We start from the raw sequence: 12,896 nt of genomic DNA, 5'->3' as shown, positions 1-12,896 counted from the left end.
GATGACGGATCGCCGGATTGATGAGCTGCTGATCGGCGCGATTGACCTGCATTGCCATAGCGGCCCCTCGGTCATGCCCCGAAGCCTGAACCATGTGCAGGCCATCCATGAGGCCGAAGCCGCCGGCCTGCGCGCCATCCTGTTCAAGGATCACTATTATTCCGTGACGCCGGTGGCCGAGCTTCTGAAGGAGACGATGAAGCCGAAGATCGAGCTGCTGACGGGCGTGCCGCTAAACAATACCTCCGGCGGGCTGAACCCCTATGCGGTGGAGCATGGGTTCAAGCTGGGGGCGCGGCTGGTCTGGATGCCTACCTTCTCGGCGGCCAACCATATCCGGCATTCGCACCGCCGTCAGTTCCTGCCCACCAAGGAAAAGATGCTGCCGCCCACGGCGCTGACCGTCCTGGACCCGCGCGGGAACCTGCTGGACGAGGTGAAGGTGATCCTGGACCAGATCGCCGATTACGACGCCATCCTGTCGGCGGGCCATCTGCATATCAGCGAGATCTGGCCCCTGTTCGCCGAGGCGAAGACGCGGGGCGTGAAGCGCCTGATGGTCAATCACCCCACCTTCCTGATCGACTGCAACGCCGCCGACATGAAGGAACTGGCCGCCATGGGTGCCTATCTGGAGCATTCCTGCTGCATGTGGGCGGGCGTGCAGGGCAAGCATTACACGCTGGAAAGCCTGGATGTGGTGATCAAGGCCGGCGGCGTGGACAGCACCATCATCGGGTCCGACCTGGGGCAGGTGGGCAATCCCAGCCCCGTGGAGGGCTTCCGCCATGTCATCGGCATGTGCATCGAACTGGGTTATTCCGACGATGACATCCGCAAGATGATCAGCACCAACGCCGCCCGCCTGGTCGGGCTGGACGAACCAAGGCAGGCCCGCGCGGCCGCCGAATAACGAACAGTCCGAATTCAGGGAGAAACGAGCATGCCGGCCAGCCCCTTGGACGTCATCGCCAAGATGCCGATGCGTACGCGGCAATATGTGATCATCGCGCTGTGCTGCCTGATCAACATCACCGAAGGCTATGACATGATGTCGGCGGCCTATACGGCGCCGCTGTTTTCCGCCGAATGGGGCGTGCCACGTGCTGCCCTGGGCATCCTGTTCTCCATGGGATCGCTGGGCTTGGCCATCGGCGCCTTCGCGGCGGCCCCCATTGCCGAACGGATCGGCCGGCGCGGCGTCACCTTCCTGGCCCTGGCCGGTATCACCGTTTCCCACGCCCTGTCGGCCTTTGCCGGTTCCATGGAGATGCTGACCATCCTGAAATTCATGATGGGTGTCGGCCTGGGCATGCTGGTGGTCAGCTTGAATGTGCTGGTCTCCGAATTCGCCAATGATGATCGCCGCAATCTCATGCTGTCGCTGCTGCATACCGGCTTCAGCATCGGCATGACCATCAGCGGTGCCGTCACCGGGCTTCTTCTGGAACCTTATGGCTGGCGGTCGGTCTTTGTGGTCGGTGCGGGCATCAATATCGTGCTGCTGGCGGTGCTGACCTTGTTCATGTGGGAATCGCCGGCCTATCTTCTGTCGGCGCGGCCCCGCAACGCTCTGCCGCGCCTCAACAAGATCCTGACCGGACTGGGGCAGCCCACCCTGTCGGAACTGCCGCCCCCGCCGCCGCGCAGCGAGCGTAAGGAGAACCGGGCGATGGCCCTGCTGTCCAGCGACGTGCGGCGCCTGTCGCTGCTGATGTGGACGGCCTCCTTCGTCTATGCCGTCGTGGGTTATTTCCTGCTGAACTGGAAGCCGACCGTCCTGGTGGATGCCGGGCTGACGCCGACACAGGCCAGCTTTGCCGGTGTGGCGCAGGGCATCTGCGGGTCGGTCGGCCACATCATGGTCGGGATGCTGGCCAAGCGGGTGGGCGAAGGGCGGCTGACCGCCATCTTCTTCCTGGTCATGGGCTGCGTCCTGGTGCTGTTCGGCAATGTGCAGGCCGGTGCGCCGGTGATGATCGCGCTGGCCTGTGCGCTGACCTTCTTTACGGTCGGGTCTTATACCGGCGTGTTCCTGACCACCATTGCCCAGTACCCGCTGCACCTGCGCAGCTTCGGTGTCGGGTTCGTGGTCGGGGTCGGCCGGGCCGGGGCCGTCATCGGTCCGTTCATCGGGGGTCTGCTGCTGGGCGCGGATATCGGGCGGGGGGCCACCTTTGTGTTCTTCGCGGCGTTGAGCGTGATCCCCGCCGTGGCCCTGCTGGTGCTGGGCCGGTCCATCAAGCCGACCGCGCCCCAGGCTGCTGTGTAAGGGGGAGAGCATGAGCCAGGCAACCAGTCGGGAACCGCTGTACGATTCCCACGCGCATGTCTTCACCACCGACGAGGCGCGCTATCCCATGGATACGCGCAACGCCAGGGAAGGGGAGGAGAACCTGCGCCGGCGCATCGAAGCTGACCCGATGACGGGGGAGCGGCTGCTGCAACGATGGGCGGCGACCGGCATCATCGGCGGCACCGCCGTGCAGTACAACACGGTCTACAAGAAGGATAACCGCTACCTGCTGGATATGGCGGATGCCTATCCCGCACAGTTCTCCGCCGTCGTCATGCTGGATGCCCAGGACCCGGAAAGCCCCGCCAAGATCGACCGGATGGTGGCTGATCACGCCATCGTGGGGCTGCGCCTGTTCGGGTCCCCGGATGCCGGGGGCAATTATCCCTGGCTGGACAGTGACGCCGCCCTGAAAAGCTGGCAGGCCGCCGACCGCCACGGCCTGACCATGGTGGTGATGTATGCGCCGGGCGTACCGTCGGCGGCGGCCCTGGAACGTATCGCGGCCCTGGCCTGCCGCTTCCCGCGCCTGCGCATCGCGCTGGACCATTTCGGCTGGCCGGGCGGGGGGGAGCCGGGGTCGCTGGGGCTGGTGCCGGAACTGGTTTCCATGCGCCGGTTCCGCAATGTCTATTTCAAGCTGACCAGTATCAATTTCCAGATGTTCGACAAGGCCGGGGTCGATCATGGCGCCTTTGTCCGGCGTGCGGCGGACATCATGGGGGCCGACCATATCATGTGGGGTTCCGATGTCGGCAACACGCCTGACAGTTATCAAAGCATGGCGGCGCAGGCGCGCACCTCGGCCTTTCTTTTGAACCCGGAAGAACGCCGTCTCTATCTGCGCGCCACGGCCCGCAGCCTGTTCCAGCGGGGAGCGATCTAGGAATGCTGGCCGATCCGCCCATCGTCGATGCCCACGCCCATATCATGACGCGGCGCATGCCGTTTCGGGAGGATGCCTGGACCCGACCAGATTATGAATACACGGCTGAGGATTACGTGGCCGATCTGGACCGGCATGGCATCGCGTTCGGTATCGTCACCGCCGCCAGCCTGTATGGCGATTACAACGACTACACGCTGGCGGCACTGGCCCGGTACAGGCGCCTGCGCGCGACCGTCATGCTGGAGCCGGAGACGGATGCGGCGGCGATCCGGTCGCTGGCCGATCAGGGCGTGGTGGGCGTGCGCATGCAGTGGAAGCTGGACGCCGCCCCGCCGGATCTGGCCAGCTTCCGCTACGCCAAGTTCCTGAACCGGCTGGCCGATTGCGGCATGCATGTCGAACTGAACGCCAGTGCCGATCAGCAGGCGGTCGTGCTGCCGGTCCTGATGGCGCACGGCATCAATGTCGTCGTCGATCATTTCGGCCTGCTGCGTGCGCCAGACGGTATGGAGGGGGAGGGGTTCAAGGCGATCCTGCGTGCCGTGGCGACGGGACGCGCCTGGGTGAAAATCTCCGCCGGGTTCCGGCTGGATCCCGCGTTACGCCGGGTGGCGGCGGCACGGCTGCTGTATGAGGCCGGCGGCGACCGCCTGCTCTGGGGCAGCGACGCGCCCTTCGTAGGCAAGGAGGGGGCCGTGTCCTATGCCGACACCATTGCCCTGTTCCAGGAACTGGTGCCCGATGCCGCCACACGCCGCCGCATCTCTGACACGGCCCTTCGGCTCTGCTTCTTTTGACGCGCGCCTAACCATGCGGGCTGGCCAAGGTTTGATACCGGAAGGGTATTGAACGCGCCAAGAGTAGCATTGGAATTTCGTTATAACGAATTCAGTATGAAAATAACAAACAATACAGTGCCGGATAAAGCCGTCCGGTCAGGGAGGAACAGATGGTTCAAGAGCTGCGTCGCGGTTCCCACATGCATATGTCGAAGTTCGGTCCGGTCAGCCTCATCGCCTTTGGCGTCGGATTGCTGGCTCCCCAGATGGTGGGCGCACAGGAACTGGAGCTGGAAGAGATTGTCGTCACCGGCACGCGCATTTCCGGCTTTACGGCCCCCACGCCCCTGACATCGGTCGGTGCGGCCGAGTTGCAGGACAAGGCGATCAGCACCGTCTCCGACCTGTTGCAGGAACTGCCGCAACTGAAGGTCAACCAGAATATCGGCAAGTCGAGCGAGCCCATCGGGGCGTCGAACGCCGACCTGCGCGGCCTGGGCACGCAACGCACGCTGGTTTTGATGAATGGCAACCGGGTGGGCGTGACCGATCCTGCCGGGACCATCGACACCAACATCATTCCCATCGCCCTGATCAAGAGCGTGGAGATCGTGACCGGCGGCGCGTCCGCCGCCTATGGCTCCGATGCGGTGGCGGGCGTCGTCAATTTCGTGCTGGATAAGCAGTTCGAGGGCGCCAAGGCTGACGTTTCCTATGGTGTTTCCGACTATGGCGATTTCCAGCGTCCATCGGTGAATTTCGCCGTGGGTCATGGGTTCCTGGATGGAAAGCTGCATGCGTCTGTCGCCGGCGATTACATGCATAATGCCGGGCAGACCAGCCAGGCCAGCCGCCCCTGGGGCGATGACCATACGGTGCAACTGACCAACCCCGCCTATACGGCCACCAATGGTCAGCCGCGATTGCTGATCGTCAATGACGGCGTCTTCTCGCAGATGACGCCGGGCGGTGTGGTGGGCTTGCAGGGCGGCAGCAACACGCTGGCCCGCAATCTGGCCGCGCGCCTTGGTTTTGCCGCCGGCACGGGTGTGCAGTTCGGACCCAATGGCGTGCCCATGCCGTTCCAATACGGCACCAATATCGGCACCACCTATATGCAGGGCGGTGGCAACGGCGATCAGGCGGTGGATGGTGGCAACCTGCTGCCCAAGATCGAGCGCAAGAGCGGCTATGGCCGTGTGGATTTCGAGTTGACGGAGAATGTCAGCCTGTTTGCCGACATGCTCTATTCGGAAGTGCATGCCAAATCGGACCTGGTGCCGAACCCGGATACGGGCACGCTGACCATCCGCAACGACAATGCCTTCCTGAACAGTTCGGTAAAGGCGGCGATGGCGTCGCTGGGCCTGACCAGCATCCCGTTCGGCCGTTACAATGTGGAGGATGGCAATTCCATCTTTGAGACGACGACCAAGGCCCGGCGCGCCAGCTTCGGCGCGGAGGGCAGCCTGGGCGGCACCTGGGCCTGGAGTGTGACCGGTCAGCTGGGCCGCAACACCTATGACCAGGCCGCCTATAATAACCGCATCGCGCAGCGCTGGACCTATGGCATCGACAGCGTCGTCAACCCGGCCACGGGCCAGCCTGTCTGCCGCGTGCTGCTGAACAACCCCAACCCGACGGCGGCGCAGGACCCGTTCGGGGATATCCGGGGCTGCATCCCCATCAACCCGTTTGGTGCCGGCTCTATCACGTCGCAGGCGCTGTCCTATTATCACGGCACCTCCACCACCTATGCCGAGATGGAGCAGCAGGTTTATGCCGCCAACATCTCCGGTTCCCCCTTTTCCACCTGGGCCGGGCCGGTCTCCATCGCGGCGGGTGCTGAATACCGGACAGAGAAGACCACCCAGACGTCGGACGCGGATTCCGCCGCCAGCCGCTGGCGCTCCATCAATGCCCAGCCCTTCAGCGGCAAATACAATGTGAAGGAAGCCTATACGGAGGTCGCGGTACCGCTGGCCGACGGTGCTGCCTTCGCCAACAAACTGGAACTGAACGCGGCAGCCCGTTACACGGATTATTCGACCAGCGGCACGGTGTGGAGCTGGAAGGTCGGCGGCAATTACGAACCTATCCCCGACCTGCGGTTCCGGGGCACTCTGTCCCGCGATATCCGCGCGCCCAACAATTTCGAGCTGTTCTCCAAGGGTAATCAGGTGATCAATTCGATCATCGACCCCGCCGACAATATCGCGCGGCAGACGACCCTGATCACCGGCGGCAATCCCAACCTGCTGCCGGAAAAGGCCGACACCTACTCCGTCGGCTTCGTGGTGCAGCCGGATTGGCTGAGCGGCTTCCGTGCCTCCTTCGACTATTACAATATCAAGGTGAAGGACGCGATTTCGGTGGTGGCGGGGCAGGATATCGCCAATTTCTGCGCCCGTGGACAGGCCCAGTTCTGCCCCAGCATCATCCGCACCAACGGCATCATCACCCGTATCAACATCGTCCCCTTCAATGCCAATTCCCAGGAAGTGGCAGGGCAGGATTTCGAGGCAGTCTATTCCTTCCCGTTGGATCTGGGCAGCATCGGTGGCGACATGCAGTTGCGCCTTCTGGCCAGCCATGCCGACAAGCTGAGCACTACGGCGAACGGCAGGACCGACGATTATGTCGGGCTGGCCGGCATTTCGCCCCCGCCGCAGGGTGTACCAGAATGGCGCGTCAATCTCAGCGCCAATTACAGCATCGATGACTGGAAGTTCGGCGTAGCCTACCGCTATGTCTCCGGCGGCAAGATCGATACGCGGTTTAACCAGACACGGCTGGACATCGCGGACAATAAAATCGACGGCATCAATTATTTCGACGCCAACGTCGCCTATGATGTCACGGAAAACCTGACCATCTATACTTCGGTCGAGAACCTGACCAACGAGGCGCCGCCGATCACGCCGAACGGCATCGTGCAGCCCACCATCGCCAATTCGCCCTTCTTCGATAATCGCGGGCGTTATTGGGTGTTCGGCCTGCGCGCCCGGATGTGAGTTTCCTCTTCCCCCATGCACTGCGCCGGAGCGGACAACCGCTCCGGCGTTTTTTTGTTTGTGGGGAATTCGGAGGAGGTGTGTTTCGGAGTGCTGATGCCGGTGCCTCCGAATGGAGCGCCGATGTGAAACATCACGCACCATAAAAAGGGGCAACGTTTCAGAGCGGCGGTGCCAACAAGTCCGGAAGGGCCTTCCTGCGCAACATCATGCGACATGAAATTGGCAGCGTTTTAGTTCACAGGTGCAGGTCTCGCACGCGGCGTGACCTGCACCAGACGGTTGGACGGTATTTTCAAGGGCAGTTTGGCACAAACCGGGAACAAAATCAGCCTTATCACTGCCGGATTAAATCCGCCGCCTTCTCGGCCACCATGATCACCGGGGCGTTGGTGTTGCCGCCGGGCACGGTGGGCATGATGGAGGCGTCGACCACGCGCAGGTTTTCCACGCCGATGACGCGCAACTGCGGATCGACCACGGCGTCTTCGCCGCTGCCCATGCGGCAGGTTCCCACCGGGTGCTGGGTGATGCGCAGATTGGCGCGGATGAAGGCGTCAAGGTCGGCATCGCTCTGGCAATCCGCCCCCGGCTTTGTCTCCCGCCCGGCCAGTTCTGCCAGCGGACCGGCGGCGAACAGCGTGCGTAAAGCCCGGATGCCCCGCCGCAGTTCGGCATAGTCGCGTTCATGCGACAGCAGGTTCAACTGCACCCGCACCTTGTCCGCCGGATCGGCGGAGCGCAGGCTGACCCGCCCCCGGCTTTCGGGATGTAACTGGATCACCATGACGGAGAACATGTCGGCCAGCCGCTTGCCCAGGCCGGGCGTCCAGATTTTGGCGTCCAGGCGCACCGGCATCACCATCAGCTGAATATCCGGTCGCGTCAGTTCCGGCAAGGTTCGGATCAGGGCCGCACAGCTGGTCACCTGCGATGCGAACGGCCCGCTGCCCAGCAGGGCCCAGCGCAGCACCGACAGGACGGCGCGGTCCAGGCGCAACTGCCGCAGGAACGTGTCGCCCGTCACCGCGAATTCGCCATAGACCAGGGGATGTTCGGACAGATTGCCGCCGACGCCCGGACTGTCCACCCGCACATCGATCCCGTGTTCGTGCAGGTGGGAGGCCGGACCAATGCCGGACAGCATCAGCAATTGCGGGGAATTGTAGGACCCGCCCGACAGAATGACCTCACGACGCGCCCGCACCTGATGCAGGGTGCCGTCGCGGCGATATTCCACGCCAATTGCGCGGTTGCCGTCGAACAGGATGCGCGTCACCTGTGCCTGAGTGACAAGGCACAGGTTGGGTCGCTTCAGGGCCGGGCGCAGATAGGCGCGGGCTGCGCTGGCGCGGCGTCCGCGCCGGTCCACCGTCACCTCGCTGAGCGCAAAACCTTCCTGCCGCTCGCCGCTGAGATCGTCACTCATCGGGAAGCCGGCGGCGGCAGCTGATTCCATGATCTGGTCGATGCGCAGCCAGGGATGGTTGACCGCGCTGACCGACAGCGGGCCGTCGCCGCCATGATGGGGGCCAGCCCCTCGCCAGCTTGCCTCCATCTTGCGGAAATAGGGCAGGACATCGTCATAGCCCCAGCCGGGACAGCCCAGATCGCGCCATTCGTCATAATCGCCGGAATGGCCGCGCATATAGATCATGCCGTTGGTAGTGGAACAGCCGCCCAGCACCCGACCGCGCGGCAGGGGCACGCGACGGCCATCCAGATGCGGTTCCGGTTCCGTGGCATAGCCCCAGTCCTTGGCCGGGTCGGCCATGGCGGCCATGAAGCCCAGTGGCATGGCGTGGAACGGGCTGGCATCGGAGCCGCCCGCCTCAATCAGCAGCACGCGGCGGGTGCCATCCTCGGTCAGCCGGTTGGCCAGGACGCATCCAGCCGATCCGGCACCGACGACGATATGGTCGAATTCCTGCGACAAGGTCCCTCGCATAATCTTGAAAGGAGCTGTTGCACAATAACGGAAGATGTTCAACAATAGCAAATGAAGAGACGCCCAAGGCGGCGTCCATGCGGCATTGCGCCGGACCCATTCCATCCATCATAGCCAGACGGTGACACATGCCGGATATCGCCAAGGACAAACTCGCCCTGGATGGGGCGCTGCAATTCGCGGGCAGGGAGCATGGCCTGTTCATTGACGGGGAGTGGCGCGAACCACGGTCGGGTTCCAGCTTTGAAACCTTCAATCCCGGTGACGGGTCACGGATCGGCCGCGCGGCGGCGGGCGGCGAAGCGGATGTAGATCTGGCGGTCCGGGCCGCGCGGGCCGCACTGGACGGTCCCTGGGCCACGATGAAGCCGTCGGAACGCGCCCGCCTTCTGTGGCGGCTGGCCGATGCGATTGAGGCGCATGCAGACGAGTTCGCGTTGCTGGAAACGCTGAACAATGGCAAGCCGCTGCGTGATGCCCGCATGTTCGACGTGCCGCACGCCGTGGAGGTCCTGCGCTACAATGCCGGCTGGCCCACGAAGCTGAACGGGGAGAGCGTGAACCTGTCCGGCCCCGGCACCTGGCACGCCTATACGGTGCGGGAACCGGTGGGCGTGGTGGCGGCCATCGTGCCCTGGAACGCGCCGCTGGCCATGGCGGTGGCCAAGACCGCCCCGGCCCTGGCCGCTGGCTGCACCATCATCCTGAAACCCGCCGAACAGACGCCGCTGACGGCGCTGCGTCTTGCCCATCTGATGGCGGAGGTCGGGTTCCCCAAGGGCGTGTTCAATCTGGTGACCGGGTTGGGGGAGGCGGCGGGGGCGGCGCTGGTGGCGCATCCGGGCGTGGACAAGGTGACCTTCACCGGCTCCACCGAGGTTGGTCGCCTGATCGTCAAGGGTGCCGCCGCGACCATGAAGCGCGTGACCCTGGAACTGGGTGGCAAGACGCCGGTGATCGTGATGCCCGATGCCGATATCACCCGCGCCATCGAGGGGGCGGCCCGGTCGATCTTCACCAATGCCGGCCAGATCTGTAATGCCGGCTCCCGCCTGTTCGCGCATGAAAGCGTGTTCGAGGCGCTGATAGAAGGGGTGGCCGATTTCGCGGCCAAGCTGCGCGTTGGTCCCGGCCTGGACCCCGGCACACAGATGGGGCCGGTGGTATCGGCGGAACAGAAGGCCCGCGTGCTGTCCTATATCGAAGCGGGCTTGCGCGACGGGGCGACGATCAGCGGGCAGGGCAGTGCCGCCTCCGGCCCCGGCTATTTCGTGCCGCCCACGGTGCTGACGGGCACCAATCCGCAGATGTCGGTGGTGCGGGAGGAGATTTTCGGCCCCGTCCTGTGTGCAATGTCGTTCAGTGATGCCGACCTGGACACCATCGCTTCCCAGGCGAATGATACCGATTACGGGCTGGGCGCCATCGTCTGGACCCAAAATCTTAGCGCCGCACATAAGCTGGCGCGCAAGATCAAGGCCGGCACGGTGCGCGTGAATGGCGGTGGCCTGGACCCGGCCCTGCCGTTCGGCGGGTTCAAGCAGTCCGGCTGGGGCCGGGAGAACGGGCGCGAGGGGGTTGAGGCCTATACGGAGGTGAAGTCCATTGCGATTGCCTTATAGGGCAGTTCTGCTGACTTCAGGTTCAACTATTCTCGCTTCCCCGGCGAAGGCCGGGGCCCAGGGGCCAAACGCCCAACCCTTCGGCCGCTTTGATCAAGGCTGCGTAGAGGTTTGATCCTGTGGCCCCTGGGTCCCGGCCTTCGCCGGGAAGGCGAACATATGTTGAATGAACGTCCTCAACGTCGCGCGGACGCCCGCCCCCCCATCTTCACCGTGACGCGCTTGGCGGCGGCCAGGACCTGATCAATGCTCGACTGTGTACGCGCACCGGTCAGGTACTTGTCCGGCCCCAGCAGGGTCAGGGCGGCAGTCATGCCGTCGCTGTAATCGAAGATAGGGGCGGAAACGGCGGCGAAGTTGGCGTTGATCAGGCCGCTGGTGGTGGCATAGCCCCTGTCGCGCACATCGGCCAACAGCGATGCCGCCGGCATTTCGGCGTCGCGGTCGGCGGCCAGGGTGGTCTGGGCCTGCGGCAGGAAGGCCAGGAAAATCAGGCCCGTGGCGGAACTGGCCATGGGCAGGACATGGCCCAGCCGTACCGTAAAGGCACCCTGCCGGTTGCCATCCACCTTGGACACGATGGCGGGGCCATATTCGGTGAAGACGGAGAGATAGGTGGCGCAGCCGGTCTGTGCCGTCAGTTCCGCCATCTCCCCGTTCGCGGCCTCCACCACCGACAGCTGCCGGATGGCCGACAGGCCCAGTTCGGTGGCGTAGGGACCCAGGGAATAGCGCGCGGTCTGCGGGTTCTGCGCCACCAGCCCTTCGCGCATGAAACTGGTCAGATAGAGATGCGCCTTGCTGGCCGGCATGTCGGCCTCCTTGGCGATATCGCGCAGCGCCATGGGTTCATGGGCCTGTTGCAGGACGCGGATGACGCGGAACCCGACCTCAATCGACTGTACGCGTCGCTTCTGGTTCAGGGCGTCATCGGGTGGCATCGGCGGGTTTCTCTCTCTGGTTTGCCTCATGCGTAACAGAGGAGCGGGGGTTCCGTCACCTGTGCATTGCGCTGTGGTCAGGATTTGAGTCTTGTGTTATTGACGAATGCTATTCAGAAATAGCAAACAACATGAAGCGCAGCGAGGATCAGATGCGGATAGCGATTGTCGGGGCGGGCATGGGCGGGCTGACCGCAGCCCTGGCGCTTTTGCAGCGGGGGTTTGATGTCACCGTCTATGAGCAGGCGGACGAATTGCGGGAGGTGGGGGCGGGGTTGCAGATCAGTGCCAATGGCACCCGCGTCTTTGCGGCACTGGGTATCCTGGATCAGGTGCTGGCCCAATCCTTCTGCCCGGTGGGCAAGGAGATAAGGCTATGGAGCACGGGACAGACCTGGAAGCTGTTCGATCTGGGTCCGCAATCGGTCGAACGCTATGGCGCGCCCTATATCACTATCCACCGCAATGATCTGCACAGCGTGCTGGCAGCGGCGGTACGGGCCCTGAAGCCCGACGTGATCCAGTTGGGGGCACGCTGTGTCGATGTGGAGCAATGGTCGGGCGGGGTGGTGCTGTCCTTCGCAGCCAAGCCGGCACAGCGCCACGACCTGGTGATCGGGGCTGACGGGGTGCATTCCATCATCCGGCAGAAGCTGTTCGGGGAGATGCAGGCGAGCTTCACGGGCATCGTCGCCTGGCGCGGTGTCATCCCCATGGACAAGCTGCCGCCCCATCTGGTGCGTGATGTCGGGGTCAACTGGATCGGGCCGGGCGGCCATATCGTCAATTACCCGATCCGGCGCGGCGAATTGATGAATTTCTCCAGTGTCGTGGAAAACCAGGACTGGAAGACCGAAAGCTGGTCCAGCCCGTCGACGGTGGAGGCCTGTCTGGCCGATTATCCGGGCTGGCATGAGGACGTGCAGGATTATATCCGCGCCATCCCGCAACCCTTCCGCTGGGCGCTGCTGTCGCGCAAGCCGCTGGAGAACTGGACACAGGGGCGGGTGACGCTGCTTGGCGATGCGGCGCACCCGATGCTGCCCTTCATGGCATCGGGTGCTTCCATGGCCATCGAAGATGGGTTCGTCCTGGCCCGCGCGCTGGAAGCCCATGGCGATGATTACGCCCGCGCGCTCCGCGCCTATCAGGGCGCGCGGATCGAGCGGACGACGCGCGTGGTGCAGGGGGCGGCGTCGAACGCCGGACGCTTCCACAACCCGGCTCTGGCCAGTGCCGAGGGCGCGCAGGCCTATGTCGACCGGGAATGGGACCCGCAAAAGGTCGCGGAACGCTACGAATGGTTGTTCCGCCACGATGTCACGACGGTGCCGCTGTGACGGGACCACTGGTCATTGCCAATGACCAGTAGAGGCCGGCGACTGCCGGCCCGGCGCTCGTGCGCCG

At 64.0% G+C, this 12,896-nt stretch carries 9 protein-coding genes; 7 read left to right on the top strand and 2 right to left on the bottom strand.

Features of this window, described 5'->3' with window-relative positions; all coding sequences use genetic code 11:
• Position 1: 1 nt before the first annotated feature.
• From ACODSP_RS05310 to ACODSP_RS05290, 5 genes are all read left to right on the top strand, one after another.
• The gene (locus tag ACODSP_RS05310) at positions 2-913 is read left to right on the top strand and encodes a DUF6282 family protein (RefSeq protein ID WP_488964589.1); all 912 of its coding nucleotides are present in this window, start codon (positions 2-4) and stop codon (positions 911-913) included.
• Positions 914-943: 30 nt separating this feature from the next.
• Positions 944-2,272 (top strand): MFS transporter, encoded by a 1,329-nt coding sequence (locus ACODSP_RS05305; RefSeq protein WP_488964588.1) that lies wholly within the window; start codon positions 944-946, stop codon positions 2,270-2,272.
• A 10-nt stretch (positions 2,273-2,282) separates the two neighbouring features.
• Positions 2,283-3,182, top strand: a complete 900-nt coding sequence (locus ACODSP_RS05300; protein ID WP_488964587.1) for an amidohydrolase family protein — start codon at positions 2,283-2,285, stop codon at positions 3,180-3,182.
• A gap of 2 nt (positions 3,183-3,184) precedes the next feature.
• The gene (locus ACODSP_RS05295; RefSeq protein ID WP_488964586.1) at positions 3,185-3,982 is read left to right on the top strand and encodes an amidohydrolase family protein; all 798 of its coding nucleotides are present in this window, start codon (positions 3,185-3,187) and stop codon (positions 3,980-3,982) included.
• A 152-nt stretch (positions 3,983-4,134) separates the two neighbouring features.
• Positions 4,135-6,978 carry a TonB-dependent receptor plug domain-containing protein gene (locus ACODSP_RS05290; protein WP_488964585.1) on the top strand — a complete coding sequence of 948 codons (2,844 nt, stop codon included), beginning with the start codon at positions 4,135-4,137 and terminating at the stop codon, positions 6,976-6,978.
• A gap of 337 nt (positions 6,979-7,315) precedes the next feature.
• On the opposite strand, the gene ACODSP_RS05285 is transcribed toward ACODSP_RS05290, so the two are convergent.
• Positions 7,316-8,914: a GMC family oxidoreductase gene (locus ACODSP_RS05285; protein WP_488964584.1), complete on the bottom strand. Its 1,599-nt coding sequence runs from the start codon at positions 8,912-8,914 to the stop codon at positions 7,316-7,318.
• Positions 8,915-9,054: 140 nt separating this feature from the next.
• On the opposite strand from ACODSP_RS05285, the gene ACODSP_RS05280 reads away from it, so the two are divergent.
• The gene (locus ACODSP_RS05280) at positions 9,055-10,548 is read left to right on the top strand and encodes an aldehyde dehydrogenase family protein (RefSeq protein WP_488964583.1); all 1,494 of its coding nucleotides are present in this window, start codon (positions 9,055-9,057) and stop codon (positions 10,546-10,548) included.
• 176 nt (positions 10,549-10,724) lie between these two features.
• On the opposite strand, the gene ACODSP_RS05275 is transcribed toward ACODSP_RS05280, so the two are convergent.
• Positions 10,725-11,489 (bottom strand): IclR family transcriptional regulator, encoded by a 765-nt coding sequence (locus ACODSP_RS05275; protein WP_488964582.1) that lies wholly within the window; start codon positions 11,487-11,489, stop codon positions 10,725-10,727.
• Positions 11,490-11,620: 131 nt separating this feature from the next.
• On the opposite strand from ACODSP_RS05275, the gene ACODSP_RS05270 reads away from it, so the two are divergent.
• A complete protein-coding gene (locus tag ACODSP_RS05270) occupies positions 11,621-12,829 on the top strand; it encodes an FAD-dependent monooxygenase (protein ID WP_488964581.1) in 1,209 nt (402 codons plus the stop codon).
• Positions 12,830-12,896 lie beyond the last annotated feature (67 nt).

It is taken from the genome of Niveispirillum sp. FG156 (genome assembly GCF_057809555.1).
The sequence above is the reverse complement of the archived record's forward strand: the minus strand, read 5'-3'. Positions and strand labels throughout refer to the sequence as shown.